Origin of the sequence: Zoogloea sp. (assembly GCF_041914405.1) — a bacterium.
Taxonomy (GTDB): Bacteria; Pseudomonadota; Gammaproteobacteria; order Burkholderiales; family Rhodocyclaceae; genus Zoogloea.
This window is the reverse complement of record NZ_JAYSDK010000004.1, coordinates 74894-95309: the sequence shown is the minus strand read 5'-3', so window position 1 is coordinate 95309 and position 20416 is coordinate 74894. Positions and strand designations below refer to the sequence as shown.

The following is a 20416-nucleotide window of genomic DNA, read 5'->3' as shown; positions in this document are numbered from 1 at the left end:
GATCAGCCGCCCGCGGGCAGCGGCAGCGGGTCCATGTCCTTGAAGCCGGGAATCGCCGCGACCCGCGCCAGCCAGGCCTGGATGTTCGGGTAGGGGGCGAGGCTGATGCCGCCCTCCGGCGCGTGGGCGATGTAGGCGTGGCAAGCCAGATCGGCCAGCGTCGGGTGATCCGCGGCGAGGAAGCGGCGTTCCGCCAGGTGGCTTTCCATGAAACCGAACAGGCGCGCGGCGATGGCCTTGGCGGCGGCCAGATCGCCGGGCAGCTGCCACTGGCTGATGGCTCGCGCGATGGCCGGGCCGAAGCGGACCTCGGCGGAGGCGATCGACAGCCAGCGCTGCACCTCGGCGCGGGTCAGCGGATCGCGCGGCAGCCACGGGCTGTCCGGCGCGTATTTCTCCGCCAGGTAAATGAGGATCGCGGTGCTGTCGCAGATCACCGCGTCGCCATCCACCAGCACCGGGATCTGCCCCAGCGGGTTCAGTGCCAGGAACTCCGGCGTCTTGCGCACGTCGGCCGTTGCCGTCACATAGGTATAGGGCAGGCCCAGCAGGGTCAGGAAAACCTCAACCCGGTGGGCATGGCCCGACGGCGGGGTTCCGTAGAGGGTGATCGAAGCGGCGTGGCTCATCGCAGTTCCTCGGCTTGATGGGGGAGGGGAAATGCTGAATGGTTTTCCTGGGCTTGGCAACCGACAAGCCCGGCACGCTCACCCGCCGTGGTAGAACAGGTAGCCCACGATGATCGCCCCGATCAGCCCCACGAAATCGGCGATCAGGCCGCAGGCGACGGCGTAGCGGGTGCGGGTGATGTTGACGCTGCCGAAATAGACCGCCAGCACGTAGAAGGTGGTTTCGGTGGAGCCCTGGATGATGGCGGCGAGGCGGCCCTGGAAGGAGTCGACGCCGTAGGTCGTCATCACGTCCACCATCAGCCCGCGGGCGCCGCTGCCGCTGAGGGTCTTCATCAGGCCGACCGGTAGCGCTGGCACGAAGTCGGCGTTGATGCCGAGGGCCACCACCACGTGGCGGATGCCGTCGATCAGGTAACCCATGCAGCCGCTGGTGCGGAAGATCGAGATCGCCACCAGCATGGCGATCAGGTAGGGGATGATCTGCACCGCGACGCCGAAGCCTTCCTTGGCGCCTTCCACGAAGGATTCATAGACGTCCACGCCGCGCCACGCGGCGACGCCGACGAACAGCACGATCAGCGAGACGATGATGCCGCTGCCGAGCAGGCCGATCATCTGGGCCATCTCGGTCGGCGGCAGCGGCGCGAGCCATGCGTAGAGCGCGCCCATCAGCAGGCCGAAGCCGGCGAAGAAGGCCAGCATCGGGGCGGACAGCAGGTTGATGCGCTGCCAGGCGGCCACCGCGACCAGGCCGGCGCAGAAGGAGATGAAGGTGCTCAGCAGCGTCGGCAGGAAAATGTCCGCCGCGTTGAAATGGGTGAGCCCCTGCTGTACGGCCATGCTCTGGCGGATCGCGATCACCGACGTAGGGATCAGCGTGATGCCCGCCGTGTTGAGCACCAGGAACATGATCATCGGGTTGCTGGCGGTGTCCTTGCGCGGGTTGATCTCCTGCAGCTCCTGCATCGCCTTCAGGCCCAGCGGCGTGGCGGCATTGTCCAGCCCGAGCAGGTTGGCGCTGAAATTCATGACGATGCTGCCGCTGGCCGGATGGCCCGGCGGAATGTCCGGAAAGACGCGGCGGAAGAAGGGCGCGACGAGCCGCCCGAAGAGCTGGATCAGGCCGCCTTTCTCGCCGATCTTCATCACGCCTAGCCACAGGCTCATGACGCCGGCGAGACCGAGGGCGATCTCGAAGCCGCTCTTGGCGGTGTCGAACAGGCCGGTCAGCAGGCGCGAGAAGATGTCGAGATCGCCCTGGACGGTCTGGACCAGGGCCGCGACGAAACCGACGAGGACAAACGCGACCCAGATCCGGTTGAGCACGATGACGGGAGCGGCCCGGCGCCTCGCGGGGCGCGGGCGGGGAAGGGTTGAAATGCCGGCAGTCTATCGGCGGTGCCGGCGCCTGTCACCGCCGGGGCAGACCCCAGGCGTGCTGGTACTGCGCGAACGCTGCGTCGGGGAGTTGCACCAGCAGCGGCTGGCGCTCGCCGTCCAGCCAGGTGGCAAGGGCCTGCATGTCGGCGAGGCTCATCGCGGTGCAGCCCGCTGTCGGTGTGTCCGGTGTTTCCCACACATGCAGGAAGATGCACGAGCCCGCGTCCGGCAGCGGTGGCGCGGTGTTGTGGGCGACGACGGCGCCAGCCTCATAGCGCCGGTCCTGGCGCAGCATGTCCTCGCAGGAGGCCCAGTCGGCTGCCACCGCGGCTTGATCGACGAGGCAGTTGTAATGGGCCGAGGCCGGATCGTCGACGCATTTGAGTCCGGGGCGCGCCGCGAAGTAAGGCAGGCGCAGGCCCGTCGTCCACCCGTCGCCCGCCGCCGCGTAGCCGAACAGCCCCGTTATCGCGAACACCCCGGCCGGCGCCCGGCCATCGCCTTCGCATTTGCCCGGGCCGTCCATCGGTGGATGCAGGCCGCGCCCCCAGGCCATGCCGTTGCGCCCGAGCGTCACGGCGATCGGTGAGCCCACGGGTTGCCAGTCTTCGCCGGCCTGCCGCTCAAAGCGCTGCAGGTGACCGGCCGGCGCGTCCCAATTGGGCGACAAGCACAACACTAACTGTGTGGGGCCCGCGGGGATCATGGCTGCATCGTCCCGCCTGCATCGCCCTGCACGTGCGGGTTCCTGAGCGGCAAGCTCACGACGAAGGTGCTGCCAGCGCCGACCTCGCTGGACACCTCGATGCTTCCGCCGTGCTTCTTGATGATGTCGTAGGACAGGGACAGCCCGAGGCCAGTGCCTTTGCCGACGGGCTTGGTGGTGTAGAAGGGCTCGAAGATCCGTTTCAGCACGTCCGGCGGCATGCCCTTGCCGGTGTCGCTGATCTCGATGCGTGCGTGGTCCTCGTCGCTGCGGGTGCGGATCGTGATCGTGCCGTGGTTCTCGATGGCCTGGGCGGCGTTGACGACCAGGTTCATCACCACCTGGTTGATCTGCGCGGCGATGCACGGCACCGGTGGCAGCGTGCCGAAGTCCCGCACCACGTCGGCGCGGTATTTCAGCTCATGGGCGACGACGTTCAGCGTGCTGTCGATGCCGGCGTTGAGGTCCGCGTCCTGCCATTCGGCCCGGTCCACGTGGGAGAAGTCCTTCAGGTCGGCGACGATCTTCTTCACGCGGGCCAGGCCGTCGCTGGATTCGTGGATCAGGTCGACGATGTCGGTCTTCAGGTAGTCGAAGTCGATCGCGTCGTAGTCGGCCTGGATGGCCTCGCCACGCCGGCTGCGTTCAAGCAGGTCGATGACACTCTCGCTGTAGCGCTTCAGCGTACCCATGTTGGAGCTGACGAAGCTGACCGGGTTGTTGATTTCATGGGCCACGCCGGCCGCCAGCTGGCCGATGGCGGCCATCTTCTCGGACTGCAGCAGCTGACCCTGGGTGGCCTGCAGTTCCCGTACCTTGTCGTCGAGTTCCAGCCAGCGGCGCCGCAGCTGCTCCAGTAGCAGCCAGCCGACGGCGGTGCCGAACAGGAACACCGCGCTATGCGTGAGCAGCGAATCGCGGATGCCGGCGGCGACGGCGTCCTCGATGGGTTGTTGCCGCTGCGATACGCTGAGGCCGCCGCGCACGTCGCCGACCTTGTAGCCCTGGTCGCCGTGGCACTGAAGACAGCTCGGCTCGACCTTTAGCGGTGCCATGAAGCGCAGCATGTTGCCGTCCGGCCCCTTGGCATTGCCGATGTACTCCCGCGCACCGCCCTCGAAGGCCCGCAGGGCCTCGGCCTCCCACGGGTCGGGGGCGTTGCCGGGGCGCAGCGGCTTGAGGCTGGTGAGGCGGAACACCGCGCCCGATGAGGATTCCGCCGTCTCGCCAATCAGGCGGGTCATGTAGGCGGGGTTGACCAGGGTCAGCTGCTGCCCGTCGCTGGTGATCACGTCCCGGTTGGGCACGTGGAGGTAGGGGTTGGGCTGGGTCTGCGGCGTGACCGGCACATAGACGCCGCCGTGGCTGGCGTTCCAGTTCCGGGCGAGCAGCACCGAGCGGAACATGTTGCGGGCGCCCTCGATCGCCACCGCCGTGGTCTGCTGCCTGATCTGCTCTCCGTGGGAGTACAGCGACAGGGCCGTGGCGGCGAACCACGCGGCGAGCAGGAGCAGCCACCAGCCGCGGTTCCGGATGCTGCTGGGGACGCGGCTGGCGGGGTGGGCCGGATTTTCCGGTGGGGGAAGCGGGCTGCTGGCAGGCATGGCGCGGGCGGGCGTGGATCGGATGAAGCCTAATTTATAGCAAGCCAGGCTTGTGCTTCCTTGAGACATATCATCAAGGCGGCCCGCCTGACCGCCGGAAGCGCCGTTCAGTGCCCGGTCAATGCCTGGCGCAGCACCAGCACGATCACCACGATGGCCAGCAACACGGTGCTGCCTTGCCAGAAGCGCACCGGATTGCGTTCGATCAGCGGCGGCGTCCGCGGGTTGCGGAACTGCTGGCCGGGGGCGTGCAGGTCGTGGACGAACTCGGAGACGACTTCCTGGCGCTTGCCCGGCGTGACTTGCAGCGCCTTGCCCAGCACCGCGTCCACCCACGCCGGCAGATCGGGGCGGTGGTGGCGCAGCGGCACGTAGCGCAGCCGGCGCAGGTCCTGCGGGTTGCGCACGCGGGCCGCGTCGAGGCCATAGGGCAGCTGGCCGCTGAGCATGCGGTAGGTGAGCGCGGCGAGGGCGTAGAGCTCGGTGCGCGGGCTGCCGGGGTGGCCGAGCAGGCATTCCGGCGCCAGGTATTGCAGCGTGCCGGGGGCGGCGTCGGCGTGGCGGTCGGGCTGGTCCTCGGCCAGGCCGGCGACGTGGACGGTGGCCAGGTCGATGAGCTTGACCGTGCCTTGCGAGTCGATCATCACGTTCTCGGGGCGCAGGTCCTGATGCACCATCTCGCGCCGGTGCAGGGCCTGCAGGCCCTGGCCCAGCTGCGTGACGATGGCGCGCACGCTGTCGAGCGCCGGCTGTGGGTGGTCCACCATCCACTGGGCGAGGGTCTGGCCGTCGATGTACTCCATCGCCACGTAGAGGTGGCTGCGCGGCCGCTCGCCGGCCCAGGCCTTGATGACGTGGGGGCTGTCCACGCGGCGGGCGACCCATTCCTCCAGCACGAAGCTGTCCAGGTAGGCGGCGTCCTCGCGCCGGTCGACGGATGGCGCCTTGAGCACCACCGCCGCGCCGCTGGCGTCATCGACGGCGAGGAAGACGTGGCTGCGGGCGCTGACCTGCAGCTCCCGCACGATGGTGAAGCCTTCAAAGGCCATCCGTGGCGCCAGTGGCGGCGGCAGCGCCAGCCCGTCGCGGCGCAGGTCGGCACGCGGCGCGCCGGCGTCGGGCAGCGCGTCGATGCGCAGCAGCTGCAGCGTGGCGTCGTCGCTGCTGCCGCGCAGGCGGGCCTGCTCCACCAGCCATGCCGCGGCGGCGTCCAGGTCCTGCGGGTGGTGACGCAGCGCGTTGTGCACCGTGGCCGCGTCGAGCTGGGCATAGGCGCCGTCGGTGGCGAGCAGGTAGAGCTCGCCGGCCTCCGCCTCCCAGCTGCGGTAATCGATTTCGATGTTCGGGCCGATGCCCAGCGCACGGCCCAGGTAGGACTCGACGGACGACAGCCGGACCCGGTGGTCTTCGGTGAGCTGTTCGAGGGCCTGGGCGTGCACGCGGAAAATGCGCGAATCACCGACGTGGAACAGATGCAGGTCGCGCCCCTTGAGAATCAGCGCGCTGAAGGTGCACACATAGCCCCGATCCTTCTCGAAGCGGGCGTCGCTGGCGATGGTCTGGGAATGCAGCCAGGAATTGGCCGCACTGAGCACCCGCTCGGCGGCCCGGCGCACCGACCAGGCTTCGGAGGTGGCGTAATAGTCTTCGAGGAAGGCGCGGACGGCGGTCTGGCTCGCCACCTGGCTGACCCGGCTGGAGCTGATGCCGTCCGCTATCGCCAGCGCGATGCCCTTGCCAGCGAGCTGGCTGCCCTTGGGCAGCACGGCGCCGTGGAAGTCCTGGTTGGTGTCGTGGGCCCCGGCCAGGGAGGCCTGGCCGAGACTCACGCGCAGGGTTGCCGACATGGGCAGCCGTCCGTGCCGGTCAGGCGGCGCTGCGCTTGGGGGCGGTCTTGTAGTGGGTGGAGTAGAGCGTGGCGCCGACGAAGGTCAGGCCGCCGACCACGTTGCCGAGCACGGTGGGGATCTCGTTCCAGATCAGGTAGTCCATGAAGGTGAAGTTGCCACCCAGCATCAGGCCCGACGGGAACAGGTACATGTTCACCACGCTGTGCTCGAAGCCCATGTAGAAGAACACCAGGATCGGCATCCACATGGCGATGACCTTGCCGGACACGCTGGTGGACATCATCGCGGCGACCACGCCGGTGGACACCATCCAGTTGCACATTACCGCGCGCACGAACAGCGTCAGCATGCCCGCCGCGCCGTGGGCAGCGTAGCCGACGGTGCGGCCTTCGCCGATGTGACCGATCTTCTGGCCGATGGCGTTGGCGGGCTCGGAGAAGCCGTTGGTGAAGATGATCGCCATGAAGACCGCCACCGTCAGCGCGCCGGCGAAGTTGCCGGCGAAGACCAGGCCCCAGTTGCGCATCACGCCGCTCCAGGTGGCGCCGGCGCGCTTGTCGAGCACGGCCAGCGGGGCCAGCGTGAACACGCCGGTCAGCAGGTCGAAGCCCATCAGGTAGAGCATGCAGAAGCCGACCGGGAACAGCAGCGCGCCGATCAGCGGGTTGGCGGTGTTGACCGACACCGTCACCGCGAAGGCGGCGGCGAGAGCCAGGATCGCGCCGGCCATGTAGGCGCGGATCAGGGTGTCGCGGGTGGACATCAGCAGTTTGGATTCGCCGGCGTCCACCATCTTGGTGACGAACTCGGCGGGAGCGAGATAAGCCATTTCAGTTCCTTTCTGAATTCGGGGCGGGGCTCAGCCCAGGGCGACCAGCACGCGCTGGTCGTCGATGCGCACCGAGTGGGCGCGCACGGAGTGCTCGGGCGCCTCCAGGCACGCGCCGGTGGCCAGGTCGAAGTGGTTCTTGTAGAGCGGCGAGGCGACCACGACGTGCTCGCCGAGGTTGCCCAGCAGGCCGCGCGACAGCACGCTGGCGCCGGACTTCGGGTCCACGTTGTCGATGGCGTAGAAGTCGGCTTGGCCGACACGGAAGACCGCCACGTGGCGGTCCTCCACCAGCGCGCAGACGCCGGTATTGGGCAGGATTTCATCCACCTTGCAGATGGTGGTCCAGACGAGGGGGGCGATGCTCATGGCGGGTCTCCTCAGGCGGGAATGGCGGTGTCGTCGAGCGCGTCGGCGGGGCGTTCGTCGGCGCGGGCCGGGCGGATCTGGCCGCGCTCCTGCACGAAGACGATGTGCTCGTCGGCCTTGTCGCTATTGACGAAGGAACGGAAGCGCTGGCGCACCTCGGGGGTGGTGACGGCGGTCTTCCACTCGCACTGGTAGGTGTCCACCACGTGCTGCATCTGGGCTTCCAGCTCGGCGGCGAGGCCGAGGCTGTCGTTCACCACCACGTCCTTCAGGTAGTCCAGGCCACCGTCCAGGTTGTCGCGCCAGGTGCTGGTGCGCTGCAGGCGGTCGGCGGTGCGCACGTAGAACATCAGGAAGCGGTCGATCAGCTGCACCAGCTGGGCCTTGGTCAGGTCCGCGGCGAGCAGCTCGGCGTGGCGCGGCTTCATGCCGCCGTTGCCGCACACGTAGAGGTTCCAGCCTTTCTCGGTGGCGATGATGCCCACGTCCTTGCCCTGGGCCTCGGCGCATTCCCGCGTGCAGCCGGACACGCCGAACTTGATCTTGTGCGGTGCGCGCAGGCCTTTGTAGCGGTTCTCCAGCTCCACCGCGAGGCCGACGCTGTCATCCACGCCGTAGCGGCACCAGGTGCTGCCGACGCAGCTCTTCACGGTGCGCAGGGACTTGCCGTAGGCGTGGCCGGATTCGAAGCCGGCGGCGATCAGCTCTTCCCAGATCAGCGGCAGCTGCTCGACGCGGGCGCCGAACAGGTCGACCCGCTGGCCGCCGGTGACCTTGGTGTAGAGGCCGTACTTCTTGGCCACCTGGCCGACGGCGATCAGGCCGTCCGGTGTCACTTCGCCGCCCGCCATGCGCGGCACCACGGAATAGGTGCCGTCCTTCTGGATGTTGCCGAGGAAGTAGTCGTTGCTGTCCTGCAGGCCGGCCAGCTCCTTCTTCAGCACGAACTCGTTCCAGCACGACGCGAAGATGCTCGCCGCGGCGGGCTTGCAGATGTCGCAGCCGAGGCCCTGGCCGTGCTTGGCCAGCAGCTCGTCGAAGGTCTTGATCTGGCCGACCTTGATGAGGTGGAACAGCTCCTGGCGGGAGTAGGAGAAGTGCTCGCAGAGGTGGTTGTTCACCGCCATGCCCAGGCGGCTCATCTCGGCCTTCATCACCTGCGTCACCAGCGGCACGCAGCCGCCGCAGGTGGCGCCGGCCTTGGTGCAGGCCTTCAGCGCGCCGATGGTGGTGGCGCCGTCGGCCACCGCCGCGCAGATCTGGCCCTTGCTGACGTTGTTGCAGGAACAGATCTGGGCGCTGTCGGGCAGCGCATCCACGCCCAGGCCGGGCTTGGCCTTGCCGTCGCTGGACGGCAGGATCAGGAATTCCGGGTCGGCCGGTAGCGCGATGCCGTTGAGGGCCATCTGCAGCAGCGTGCCGTACTCGTCGGCGTTGCCGACCAGCACCGCGCCGATCAGCTGCTTGCCGTCGGCGCTGGTGACGATCTTCTTGTAGATCTGCTTCACCTCGTCCATGTAGCGGAAGCTGCGGCAGCCGGGGGTGCGCCCTTGCGCGTCGCCGATGCTGGCCACATCCACGCCCATCAGCTTGAGCTTGGTGCTCATGTCGGCGCCGGCGAAGGCCGCATCCTTCTGGCCGGTCATGTGGCGGGCCGCCACGCGGGCCATGTCGTAGCCGGGGGCGACGAGGCCGAACAGCTGGTCCTTCCACGCCGCGCACTCGCCGATGGCGTACACGTCGGGATCGGTCGTGCGGCAGTGGTCGTCCACCGCGATGCCGCCGCGGGCGCCGACGGCCAGTGCGTTCTGGCGGGCCAGCTCGTCGCGCGGGCGGATGCCGGCGGAGAACACGATCATGTCGGTCTCGAGGTAGGTGCCGTCGTCGAACACCATGCGGTGGCGGGCGCGGGCGCCGTCGGTGATCTCCGTCGTGTGGCGGCTGGTGTGCACATGCACGCCCAGCTCCTCGATCTTGTTGCGCAGGATGCGGCCGCCGTCGTCGTCCACCTGCACCGCCATCAGGCGCGGCGCAAACTCGACCACGTGGGTTTCCAGGCCCAGGTCGCGCAGGGCCTTGGCGCATTCCAGGCCGAGCAGGCCGCCGCCGACCACCACGCCGCTCTTCGAGCGCTTGCCGGCCTCGGTCATCGCTTCCAGGTCTTCGATGGTGCGATAGACGAAGCAGTCGGCCCGGTCGGCACCGCGCAGCGGCGGCACGAAGGGCACGGAGCCGGTGGCCAGCACCAGCTTGTCGTAGGACAGCACCTCGCCGTCGGCGGTGGTCACCGTCTTCTTGCGGCGGTCGATGGCGCTGGCGCGGGTCTTCAGGCGCAGCGCAAAGCCGCTCTCCTCGAAGAAGCCGGGCGCCACCAGGGACAGTTCGTCGGCGCTCTTGCCGGCGAAGAATTCGGACAGATGCACCCGGTCGTAAGCCGCGCGCGGCTCCTCGCAGAGCACGCTGACTTCAGTGGGAACGGATGCCAGTTGGTGAAGTTCTTCGAGGAACTTGTGGCCCACCATGCCGTGGCCGACAACGATGATTTTCATATTCGATCCTGCGAGTCCGGCTCCACCGGAAGCCTCGCAGGATCACCGGCGATTCACGGACGTGAATGGCACGGCGCATCAAGGGCCCCCGCAGAACGCGGCTCAAACTCGGGTTGGAACTGGCGAGCGGCGCCCAAGGGCATCCTGCTCACTCGAATCCCGCCGTCGTTGGCGGAGGCAAATTCCCCTTCGGCAGCGTTGCCAGCCGGGGTCTGGTTTCTCTTTAGCAAGAGGTGGGCCAGCCCCGGATTGGGCGGAAAATGGGCGGTGGGCGGGGCTTGGGGGCGGAAAAGCGCCGGGGGATGCACTTGGCTGGTGCAGGGGGCACGGGTTTGGAGCGGGGCGGCCTGAGGGTTAATCTGACACCAAAATTTGCCGGGGTGAGGCGGCGCGCAGCGCATAATTCTGCAAATGCATTGTCATGTTTTGCGTCGTTGTCTGTGGCCGCTGCTTTTCGCTGCCTTGCTGGTGCCTGCCGGCATGGCCCACGCTCTGGAAAAGGTCTCCCTGCAGCTCAAGTGGAGCCATGCCTTCCAGTTTGCCGGCTATTACGCGGCGCTTGAGAAGGGCTATTACCGGGAGGCCGGCCTGGATGTCCAGTTGCGTGAAGCCACGCCGGGCGTCGATCCGCTGCAGGCGGTCCTGACCGATCAGGCCCAGTACGGCGTAGGAACCAGCAGCCTGCTGCTGGCCCGCAAGTCCGGCAAGCCGGTGGTCGTGCTCGCGGTGATATTCCAGCATTCCCCGTTGGTGCTGATTGCGCGCGAGGACAGCGGTACCCAGGCCATCCATGACATCGTTGGCAAACGCGTCATGATCGAACCGCAGTCGGATGAGCTGTTTGCCTATCTCAAGCAGGAAGGCATCACGCTCGATCGCCTCGTCCAGTTGCCCCACAGCTTCAATCCGGAAGACCTGATCGAAGGCCGCGTCGACGCCATCTCCGCTTACGTCAGCAACGAGCCTTACTACCTGGACCGCGCCAAGTTCGACTATCAGGTCTATACGCCACGGGCCGGCGGTATCGACTTCTACGGCGACAACCTGTTCACCACCGAGCAGGAACTGAAGGCCCATCCGGAGCGCGTGCGTGCCTTCCGGGAGGCCAGTCTGCGCGGCTGGCAGTATGCAATGCAGCATCCGGAGGAAATCGTCGATCTGCTCCTGGCCAAGTACTCCACGCAGCATCCGCGCGACTTCTATCTCTTTGAGGCCCAGCGCATGGCGTCGCTGATGCGTACCGATCTGGTTGAAGTCGGTTACATGAACCGTGGGCGCTGGCGCCACATCGCCAACACCTATGCCGATCTCGGGCTGCTGCCTGGCAACTACGCCCTGAATGGTTTTCTTTACGAGCCCGCTGCCCCGCATGATCCAACGACGCTGTATATCGCCCTGTCGCTACTGGCGGGCGTCAGCGCCATTGCAATGTACATCTACCGCATCAACCATCGCCTGCGCCTTGCCCTCTGCGAGAGCCGGGAGGCAGAGGGGCGCATCCGCCATCTGGCGCAACACGATCCGCTGACCGATCTGCCCAACCGCGCACTGTTTTCCGATCGCCTCGAGCAGGCGTTGGTGAACGCGAAGCGCGATGGCCAGCAACTGGCGGTCATTTTCATGGACCTGGACGACTTCAAGCAGATCAACGACAACCTGGGGCATGGCATCGGCGACTGTTTGCTGCAGCAGGTCGCCATCCGCCTGCGCCACAGCCTGCGCGAATCCGATACCGTGGCGCGGGTGGGCGGCGACGAGTTCATCCTGCTCCTGCGCAACATCACGGACGCGCCCGATGCCCTGGCCGTGGCGCAAAAACTCTGCTCAGCCCTCGCCAGGCCCTTCGAGATCGACCGTCATCTCATAAACATTTCCGCCAGCATCGGCATCGCCCTCTATCCCGAGCACGGCCTCGGCAGCATCGAATTGCTCAAGCATGCCGATGAAGCCATGTACGAGGCCAAGCGCGCCGGCCGGAACCGGGTCCAGGTCTTCGCGCAGGCTTGAAGCGAAGCCGGGCGTCGGCGTCGGGCTTAGCTTTCCGGAACAAGAAATTCCGGCTGCTGGTATTTGGGCAGGCGCAGCGCCACCAACTGGTGGGCCCGTGTCAGCGCGGCCTTCAATTCCGCCTCGCCAAGGGGGTAGGGCAGGTCCATCGCGATCCAGCGTGCACGGGCCAGGTAGGGCGCTGGCCGGATTCCGGGGCGGTCGGTGTACCCCAGGAACAGATCGCCATCGACCTTGAAGGCCAGCCCTGCCACGCCCTTGGCCGGCGCGCTGAGCATGGCGAACATCTTCTCGTCCGCAATCGAAAAAACCCGGTTGTTGCCCCATTTGAAAGACTCACGGGTACCCGGCAGGGTCAGGCAGAACTCGGCAACCTGGTTCGGCGTCATCGACATGTGGAGCGCTCTCTTTGGGTGAGGCATCGGCGCTTGGATGTAGCGGATCTTCCACGCCTGTCCTTGGAGGCCCGATTTTAGTCCTATCGACGTCACCCCCAGACCAGTTCGACTGGGCTTCCGTACCGGGGCGACCGCCCCTTCGGCCCTCGTGGCCGAACTGTCCGGAGGGGCGCGCGTTCAGGGTGTGTCAGAACTCTCCGAGGTAGCGACGCGCATAGCGACGTCCCAAGCTGGTCAGGATCTCGTAGCCGATGGTGCCGGCCCGGGCGGCAATGGCGTCGACGCCATTCAGCGGGTCGGCGAGGTCGAGCAGTTCGCCTTCCGTGATGCGTCCTTCCGGTAGGTCGGTGATGTCGACAATCAGGGTGTCCATGGAGATGTTTCCGATGAGGGGTAGCGGGATGCCATCGCAACTGAGTGTGCCGCGGTTGCTCAGGCTGCGCAGGTAGCCGTCGGCATAGCCGACCGCCACGGTGGCGATGCGCGAGGGGCGTGGTGCGGTCCAGGTGTGGGAATAGCCGACCGCGGTGCCGGCGGCGATGGTACGCGTCTGCAGGACCTTGCCCTGCAGGCGGATGACGGGCCGCATCGGGTTGGCCTGTCCGGCCACCGGTGCAACGCCGTAGAGCGCGGCGCCCGGGCGGACCAGGTTGAAGTGGTAGTCGTCGCCGAGAAAGATCCCGGAGGAGTTGGCGAGGCTGCCGGGGACGCCGGGCAAGCGCGCCATGGCCTCGCGAAAGCGTGCGAGCTGCAGGGGATTGGCCGGGTTGTCCTGGTCTTCGGCGCTGGCCAGGTGGCTGATGATGAACTTCAGCGAGAGCCCCAGCAACGAGGCCGGGCTGCTTACCAGGCGGTCGAATTCGTCCGGGGCGAGGCCGAGGCGGGCCATGCCGGTGTCCACCTGAAGGATGGCGGGCAGGACGGTATCCAGGTCGCGGGCGAGGGCCTGCCAGGCGCCGAGTTGCGGCAGGCTGTTGAGGACGGGAACGAGCCGGTGGTGGACGAACTCGCGCTCGTCGCCAGGGTGGGGCCCGTGCAGGACGTAAATGGATGCATCGGCGGGCAAGGCGGGGCGGAGCGCAATGCCTTCGTTGAGGTGGGCGACGAAGAAGTTGCGGCAGCCGGCGCGATACAGCGCCGGGGCAACGCGCTCGGCGCCCAGGCCATAGGCGTCGGCCTTGACCACGGCGGCGCATTCCGCACTTGCCAGCTTTGCTTTGAGGCTCCGCCAATTGTCGCAGAGGGCGTCGAGGTCGATGCTGAGCAGGGCGCCTGCCCTGATGGGGTGCTGGTCGGTCATGCCGGGGTCCTTCGAGATGAGGCGTGAGTGTGTGGCGTCGAACGGCCCCGCCCGGGGCCGGGCCGGGGGGAATCAGGCGCTGGTGGCTACGAGCTGCGGTCTTCCGGCCTTGCTCAGGCGATAGCCGATACCGAGCAGGGCGAACCAGGCGGGGGCCACGTAGAGGGCGACCCGCGTGCTGGGATCGAGGGCGAGGAGGGCGCCGACGGCGACCATGAAGGCGACCACGATCCAGTTCATGTAGGGGGCGCCCGACATGCGGAAGGCCACCGCCTTGGCTTGCCCGGCGGCCACGGCCTTGCGGTAGCCGAGGTGGGCGATGACGATGACCGACCAGGTCCACAACGCGCCGATGAGGGAGATGCTGGTCACCCAGACGAAGACTTCCTCCGGCACGATGTAGTTGAGCACTACGCCGATACTCATCAGGGCCGCCGAGAAGGTGATGGCGTTGGCCGGCAGGTGGTGCCGGTCCACCTTGCCGAAGGCTCGCGGCGCCTGGCGGAACTGGGCCAGGGTGTAGAGCATGCGGCCGGTGCTGAAGATGCCGCTGTTGCAGGACGATGCCGCCGCGGTGATGACGACGAAGTTGATCAGCCCAGCCGCGCCGGGAATGCCGATGCGCTCGAAGACGAAGACGAAGGGACTGACGCCGGGCTTGAGCTCGCTCCATGGCACCAAGGCCATCATGACTACGAGGGCGCCGAGGTAGAAGGCCAGGATGCGCCAGATGATGCTGTTGGTGGCGCTCGGCAGGACCTTCTCCGGGTTTTGCGCCTCGCCGGCGGTGACGCCGATCAGTTCGACCCCCTGGTAGGCGAACATGACGATCTGCAGCGTCATCACGACGCCCAGGATGCCGAAGGGCATGAAGCCCTGGTGGCTCCACAGGTTGGAGAAGCTGGCCGTAGGTCCGAGGGGCGTGAGGTCGAAACAGATGATGGCCAGGCCGATCAGGATCATCGCGACGATGGTGACGACCTTGATCAGCGCGAACCAGAACTCCAGCTCGCCGAACAGCGCCACCGAGATGCGATTGACCGTGTACAGCACGGCGAGGGTGACCAGCGCCGGTATCCACTGGGGGACCTCGGGAAACCAGTAATGGATATACACGGCGACGGCCGTGATCTCGGCCATGCCGATGGTCACCCAGGTGAACCAGTAGGACCAGCCGGTGGCGAAGCCGGCGAAGGGCCCGATGAACTCTTCGGCGTAGGTGGCGAAGGAGCCGGCCACCGGGCGGTAGAGCAGGAGCTCGCCAAGCGCGCGCATGATGAAAAAGATGATCAGGCCGCCGAGGGCATAGCTCAGCAGCAGCCCCGGCCCGGCAACGGCAATGGCCCGGCCGGCGCCCAGGAACAGGCCGACGCCGATGGCGCCGCCGAGGGCGATCATCTGGATGTGCCGGTCCTTCAGGCCACGGTGGAGATCCCTCGCCTCGTGACGCCCTTCCTCGGCAAGCAGTGTTTTGACATCTGTCATGACAAATTCCTTTCAGTCCGGCCCCGCCGGATCAGACGATGGGACGCGCCGTCAGCCCAGGCGGGCGATGGCTTCGATCTCGACCTGGACGTCGCGGGGCAGGCGCGCCACTTCGACCGTTGAACGGGCCGGCTTGTGGGCGCCGAAGCGGCGCTCATAGACGGCGTTGAGACGTGCGAAGTCATTCAGGTCCTTGACGAAGACGGTGCATTTGACGACCTGGGCGAGGGACGCGCCGGCCGCTTCCAGCACGGCGGTGAGGTTGTCGAACACCTGCTCGGTCTGGGCTTCGATATCGGTGGCGAGCAGCTCGCCGGCGGCGGTCAGCGGGATCTGCCCCGAACTGAACAGCCAGCCGTCGACAACGATGGCCTGGGCGTAGGGACCGATGGCCTGGGGGGCTCCGGATGTGGCGATGACGTGCATGGTGGTGTCTCCTCTGTTATGGATTGGTGTGGGGTCGTGCAGGGTGGGATCAGGCGTAGCGCGCGACGCTGAGGTCGGCCACGGGGATCTCGGGTTTGCGGCCGCTGAGCATGTCCGCCACCACGCGGCCGGTGCCGGCGGCCATCGTCCAGCCCAGCGTGCCGTGGCCGGTGCTGAGGGTCAGGTTGTCGAAGCGGGTCTTGCCGATGATGGGCGTGCCGTCCGGCGTCATCGGACGCAGGCCGGTCCAGAACTCGGCCCGGGACAGGTCGCCGCCGTGGGGAAAGAGGTCGGACACCACGAACTCCAGGGTCTTGCGTCGTCCCGCTTCGAGGCCCAGATCAAAGCCCGACAGCTGCGCGGTGCCGCCGACCCGGATCCGGTCGCCCAGGCGGGTGACGGCAACCTTGTGGGTCTCGTCCATGATGGTGGACTCCGGCGCCATGGCCTGGTCGGTGATGGGCACGGTGATGGAGAAGCCCTTCACCGGATAGACCGGAACGTCGATGCCCACCTGCTTGAGGAGCCGGGTCGAGTAGCTGCCGAGGGCGAGCACATACTGGTCGGCCGTCAGCGTACCGGCGCTGGTGTGGATGCCGGTGATGCGCTGCCCATCCTGTTCGATGTCGGTGATGGTGGTGCCGAAGCGGAACGTCACGCCCAGCGACTCGGCCATGCCGGCCAGGTTGCGGGTGAACTTGTAGCAGTCGCCGGTCTCGTCCCCCGGCAGGCGCAGGGCGCCGACGAACTTGTGCTTGACTTGGGACAGGGCGGGCTCGTAGGCCAGGTAGCCGTCCCGGTCGAGCACCTGGAAGGGCACGCCGGATTGGCGCAGGATCTCCACGTCCTTGCCGATGCCGTCGAACTGCTTCTGGGTGCGGAACAGCTGCAGCGTGCCCTGGGTGCGCTCGTCGTAGGCAATGCCGGTGTCGGCGCGCAGCTGTTTCAGGCAGTCGCGGCTGTACTCGGCGATGCGCACCATCCGGCTCTTGTTGACCTGGTAGGCCGCCTCCGTGCAGTTGCGCAGCATGGCCATGGTCCAGCGCCACATGGTGGGGTCGAGCATGGGCTTGATGACCAGCGGGCTGTGGTGCATCAGCATCCACTTGATCGCCTTGACCGGAACGCCTGGCCCTGCCCACGGTGCGGAATAGCCGGGTGATACCTCTCCGGCGTTGGCAAAGCTGGTCTCGAGTGCCGGTCCGGGCTGGCGGTCCACCACCGTGACCTGGTGCCCGGCCTTGGCCAGGTAGTAGGCGATGGTGGTCCCAATGACGCCACTGCCGAGGACGAGGACATGCATGGAAGTTCTCCTTGATGAAACGGGTTGCCATTCGGATGAGTGGCATTTAGCGATTACCGTGCCATCAAGGAAAATTCATTAAAAACAATTGGTTGCGTAATTTCTCGGTTGTTTCTCAAAAATTTTCGTATCGATATCGTTACGGATTGCGCGGCACAGGCCGGTTTTGCTGCTGATTACCCTTATTACTCAATGGTTTGGATGGGCCGTATCATTATCGATACGCTGTATCGAATTCATTACGGGCTCCGTCATGCGCATCGATGTGTTCTTTTCCGACCGGGTCGGGATCGCCCAGGAAGTGCTGGCAGAGCTGGCCCGGCGCAGCTTCAACGTGACGGCGGTGGAGGTGGATCCGCCGCATATCTTCATCGAGGCCCCCGCTGTTGATCAGGCCTGCCTCGACGAATTGCGCGCCCAGTTGATGGGGGTGGCAGGGGTACGCAGCGTGGAGCCCGTGCAGATGCTGCCGGGCGCCCAGCGGCGTCTCTACCTCGACGCCCTGCTCGCCTCCCAGCCCGATCCGATCTTTGCGGTCGATGAAGCAGGCTGCATCGTGGTCGCCAATGGGGCGGCAATCGGCGCCTGCAGCCTGGACGAGACACGCCTGATCGGCACCTCCATGCAGGAATTGATCGGCAACCCCGAACTGCTGCGCGAGCTGGTCAATGGGGGCTACCACCTGCCGGTGTGCGAGGTCGTCATGAACGGCGAGCCCTACATGCTGGAAACCATGCCGCTGCACGAGGCGGGCGGCCGCGTCGCCGGCGCTGTGATGACCCTGCACGCCCCGAGCCGCATGGGCGAGCGCATGAGCGCCCTGCAGAACTACGATGCCGGTGGTTTCGAGGCCGTCCTCGGCAGCTCGCCCGCCATGGAGCAGCTCAAGCAGCGCGCCGCCCGCATGGCCACGGTGGATGCGCCGCTGCTGATCACCGGCGAAACCGGCACCGGTAAGGAGCTGCTGGCTCACGCCTGCCACGCCGGCAGCAGCCGCAGCGGCCAGCCTTTCTTTGCCCTCAACTGTGCGGCCCTGCCGGAAAGCCTGGCCGAAAGCGAACTCTTCGGTTACGCCGCGGGCGCCTTCACCGGCGGCCTGCGCGGCGGCAAGCCCGGCCTGCTCGAGCTGGCGCATGGCGGCACGGTGTTCCTCGACGAAATCGGGGAGATGTCACCGTATCTGCAGGCCAAGCTGCTGCGCTTCCTCAACGACGGCAGCTTCAGGCGGGTCGGCGGCGATCGTGAGGTGAGGATGAACGTACGCATCATCAGCGCCACCCATCGCAAGCTCGAGGACATGGTGAGCAGCGGCCATTTCCGCCAGGATCTGCTGTTCCGCCTGAACGTGCTCCACCTGCACGTTCCGCCGCTGCGCGAGCGCCCCGGCGACATCCTGCCGATCGCCCACGCCTTCCTCGGTCGCGCCTGCACCCAGGCATCACGCCCACCGATGCGCCTGTCCCAGGGCGCATGCGCCGCCATGCTGTCCAACCCGTGGGTGGGCAACGTACGCCAGTTGCAGAACGTGATCTTCCGGGCGGTGACGATGACGGAGCGCAACGTCATCAACGTGGAAGACCTGGAGCTTGCCCAGGTCGCCGCGCCTGCGCAGGCCGGCGATGAGCGAGAGGTTGCGACCCTGGAACAGGCCGTTGCCGACTTCGAGAAGAGCCTGCTGCAGCGCCTGTACCGCGAGTTTCCGTCGAGCCGCCGCTTGGCCAAGCGCCTTGGTACCTCCCACTCCGCCATCGCCAACCGGCTGAAGCGCTATGGCATCGATTAAGGCCTGCGCCCCAACCACGCCCTCCACCCGCCGTACCCGGTGATGTCCTCCGCCCCCGCCAGGCCGCCGCTTTCGCAGATGAAGCCGCAGACCTGGCTGCCGTCTTCCAGTTTCACCTTGCCGATGCCCAGCGGGGCGGGGATGGCGGCGACGAAGCTGCCGAAGTGGCGGGCGGGGAGTTCCCAGATTTCCATCTCGATGCGGGCGCCGCCTTCCGCCACGCGGACCATGCCGGGGCGCTGGGGCGGGCCGCCGGCCAGCGCGTAGAAGCGGTATTCCGGCGCGGAGCGCACGCTGCGCAGCAGGCGGCCGCCGCGCTGGGTGAGCTGCCCGTTGAGGGGCAGGCCCGACAGGTGGGCGCCGCACACGGCGACCTGCACCATGCCGTCGGCGCCGGCTACGGCCGGGAAGGCCTGCTCCGGCAGCGGCTGGCCGGTGGCGCCGAGGGGCAGGCCGGTGTCGGCCTGCCAGCGGGCCGCCAGTTCGAGCAGCGGCAGGTCCTGGTGGGCGGGGGCGAAGAGGGTCACGCCAAAGGGCAGGTCGTCGGGCCGGAAGGCGGCGGGCACGGCCACGGCGGCGTAGTCCAGCAGGTTCATGAAGTTGGTGTAGTGGCCCAACTCCGTGTTGATGCGGATCGGCTCGCTCTCCACGGCGGCAATGGTCGGGTGGTAGCCGGCGGTGGGGGTGAGGATCAGGTCCACCTCGTGCCAGGCGGCGTCGCAGCGGCGCTTGAGGGCGCGCAGCCGGTAGTGGGCGTCGAAGGCGTCCACCGCGCTGGGCTTGGCGCCGCTGAGGGTGATCGCCCGCGTGACCGGGAAGACGGATTCCGGCTGGCGCTCGATGAAGTCCCGGATCGCGTGGTAGCGCTCGGCGACCCACGGGCCGCCGTACAGCAGGCGGGCGGTTTCCAGGAAGGGCTCGAAGTCCAGTTCCACCGGCGTGCCGCCGAGGCCTTGCAAGCGGGCCGCGGCGGCAGCGAACAGGCCGGCGTTGTGGGCGTCGCCGAAGAAGGCCAGCTGGTCGGCGCGCGGCACGCCGAAGCGGAAGGGCTGGCCGGCCGGGAAGCGCCGGCCGTGGCCTTCCGCCGGGCGGCTGTAGGCATCGGTCTCGTCGAAGCCGCGGGCGATGCCGAACAGCGTGGCGGCGTCGGCGGCGGTCAGGGCGAAGATCGAAACGGTGTCGAGGCTGCGGCAGGCCGGCACGACACCCATGGACGACAGGAGGCCGCAGCTCGGCTTGAGACCGACCAGGTTGTTGAAGGCGGCCGGCACGCGGCCGGAGCCGGCGGTGTCGGTGCCCAGCGCAAAGCTCACCTGGCCGGCCGCCACGGCGACCGCCGAGCCGGAGCTGGAGCCGCCGGAGATGTAGTCCGGCTGGAAGGCGTTGCGGCAGGCGCCGTAGGGGCTGCGGGTGCCGTTGAGGCCGGTGGCGAACTGGTCCAGGTTGGTCTTGCCGAGGGGGATCGCGCCGGCGGCGATCAGGCGCGCCACCACTGCCGCGTCGGCTTGCGGCGCGTAGGCGAAGCCCGGGCAGCCGGCGGTGGTCGGCAGGCCGGCCAGGTCGATGTTGTCCTTCACCGCGAAGGGCACGCCGTACAGCGGCAGGCTGGCCGGGTCCTGCCCGTCCAGCGCGTGGGCGCGGGCCAGCAGTTCGGCCTCCGGCAGCAGGCTGATCCAGGCGTGGTGGGTGTCGGCGGCGGCCTGGGCGTGGAGGTGGGCGAACAGGGCGCTGGGCTTGAGGCCGGCGCGGTAGGCGGCGGCCAGCGTGGCGAGGTCGAGGCTGTTGGGCAGCATGG

At 67.5% G+C, this 20416-nt stretch carries 16 protein-coding genes; 2 read left to right on the top strand and 14 right to left on the bottom strand.

Translation table 11 applies throughout. The features are described from left to right. Positions 1 to 2: 2 nt before the first annotated feature. The 8 genes from ACE3RX_RS03730 to nirB form a co-directional block, all read right to left on the bottom strand. Positions 3 to 629, bottom strand: a complete 627-nt coding sequence (locus ACE3RX_RS03730; protein ID WP_374480452.1) for a glutathione S-transferase family protein — start codon at positions 627 to 629, stop codon at positions 3 to 5. Positions 630 to 707: 78 nt separating this feature from the next. Next, positions 708 to 1958: a nucleoside recognition domain-containing protein gene (locus ACE3RX_RS03725; protein ID WP_374480450.1), complete on the bottom strand. Its 1251-nt coding sequence runs from the start codon at positions 1956 to 1958 to the stop codon at positions 708 to 710. Positions 1959 to 2043: 85 nt separating this feature from the next. Beyond that, the gene (locus ACE3RX_RS03720) at positions 2044 to 2682 is read right to left on the bottom strand and encodes a L,D-transpeptidase (RefSeq protein ID WP_374480449.1); all 639 of its coding nucleotides are present in this window, start codon (positions 2680 to 2682) and stop codon (positions 2044 to 2046) included. Between the two features lie 32 nt (positions 2683 to 2714). Then, a complete protein-coding gene (locus tag ACE3RX_RS03715) occupies positions 2715 to 4322 on the bottom strand; it encodes an ATP-binding protein (protein WP_374480447.1) in 1608 nt (535 codons plus the stop codon). Positions 4323 to 4429: 107 nt separating this feature from the next. Then, the gene (locus tag ACE3RX_RS03710; RefSeq protein ID WP_374480445.1) at positions 4430 to 6169 is read right to left on the bottom strand and encodes a protein kinase; all 1740 of its coding nucleotides are present in this window, start codon (positions 6167 to 6169) and stop codon (positions 4430 to 4432) included. A gap of 19 nt (positions 6170 to 6188) precedes the next feature. Then, on the bottom strand, positions 6189 to 7001 hold the full coding sequence (locus ACE3RX_RS03705; RefSeq protein ID WP_374480443.1) for a formate/nitrite transporter family protein: 813 nt from the start codon (positions 6999 to 7001) through the stop codon (positions 6189 to 6191). 30 nt (positions 7002 to 7031) lie between these two features. Next, positions 7032 to 7370 carry a nitrite reductase small subunit NirD gene (gene nirD / locus ACE3RX_RS03700; protein WP_374480441.1) on the bottom strand — a complete coding sequence of 113 codons (339 nt, stop codon included), beginning with the start codon at positions 7368 to 7370 and terminating at the stop codon, positions 7032 to 7034. 11 nt (positions 7371 to 7381) lie between these two features. Beyond that, a complete protein-coding gene (gene nirB / locus ACE3RX_RS03695) occupies positions 7382 to 9919 on the bottom strand; it encodes a nitrite reductase large subunit NirB (RefSeq protein WP_374480439.1) in 2538 nt (845 codons plus the stop codon). A gap of 480 nt (positions 9920 to 10399) precedes the next feature. Here nirB and ACE3RX_RS03690 point away from each other — a divergent pair, with 480 nt between their 5' ends. After that, on the top strand, positions 10400 to 11926 hold the full coding sequence (locus ACE3RX_RS03690) for a diguanylate cyclase domain-containing protein (protein ID WP_374480437.1): 1527 nt from the start codon (positions 10400 to 10402) through the stop codon (positions 11924 to 11926). A gap of 26 nt (positions 11927 to 11952) precedes the next feature. Here the strand turns inward: ACE3RX_RS03690 and ACE3RX_RS03685 are convergent, their stop codons facing one another. The 5 genes from ACE3RX_RS03685 to ACE3RX_RS03665 form a co-directional block, all read right to left on the bottom strand. Further along, on the bottom strand, positions 11953 to 12321 hold the full coding sequence (locus tag ACE3RX_RS03685; protein ID WP_374480435.1) for an MmcQ/YjbR family DNA-binding protein: 369 nt from the start codon (positions 12319 to 12321) through the stop codon (positions 11953 to 11955). Between the two features lie 190 nt (positions 12322 to 12511). Continuing rightward, positions 12512 to 13624, bottom strand: coding sequence for an alanine racemase (gene alr / locus ACE3RX_RS03680; protein WP_374480433.1), 1113 nt, complete (start codon positions 13622 to 13624; stop codon positions 12512 to 12514). Between the two features lie 72 nt (positions 13625 to 13696). After that, entirely contained in the window at positions 13697 to 15109 is a 1413-nt protein-coding gene (locus ACE3RX_RS03675) for an amino acid permease (RefSeq protein ID WP_374480431.1), read from the bottom strand. Positions 15110 to 15160: 51 nt separating this feature from the next. After that, positions 15161 to 15535, bottom strand: a complete 375-nt coding sequence (locus ACE3RX_RS03670) for a RidA family protein (RefSeq protein ID WP_374480429.1) — start codon at positions 15533 to 15535, stop codon at positions 15161 to 15163. Positions 15536 to 15584: 49 nt separating this feature from the next. Next, positions 15585 to 16838, bottom strand: coding sequence for a D-amino acid dehydrogenase (locus ACE3RX_RS03665; protein ID WP_374480427.1), 1254 nt, complete (start codon positions 16836 to 16838; stop codon positions 15585 to 15587). A gap of 253 nt (positions 16839 to 17091) precedes the next feature. Here ACE3RX_RS03665 and ACE3RX_RS03660 point away from each other — a divergent pair, with 253 nt between their 5' ends. Next, positions 17092 to 18621, top strand: coding sequence for a sigma-54-dependent transcriptional regulator (locus ACE3RX_RS03660; RefSeq protein WP_374480425.1), 1530 nt, complete (start codon positions 17092 to 17094; stop codon positions 18619 to 18621). Here ACE3RX_RS03660 and atzF read toward each other — a convergent pair. Next, positions 18618 to 20414 (bottom strand): allophanate hydrolase, encoded by a 1797-nt coding sequence (gene atzF / locus ACE3RX_RS03655; protein ID WP_374480423.1) that lies wholly within the window; start codon positions 20412 to 20414, stop codon positions 18618 to 18620. The genes ACE3RX_RS03660 and atzF overlap by 4 nt on opposite strands. Between the last annotated feature and the right edge of the window lie 2 nt (positions 20415 to 20416).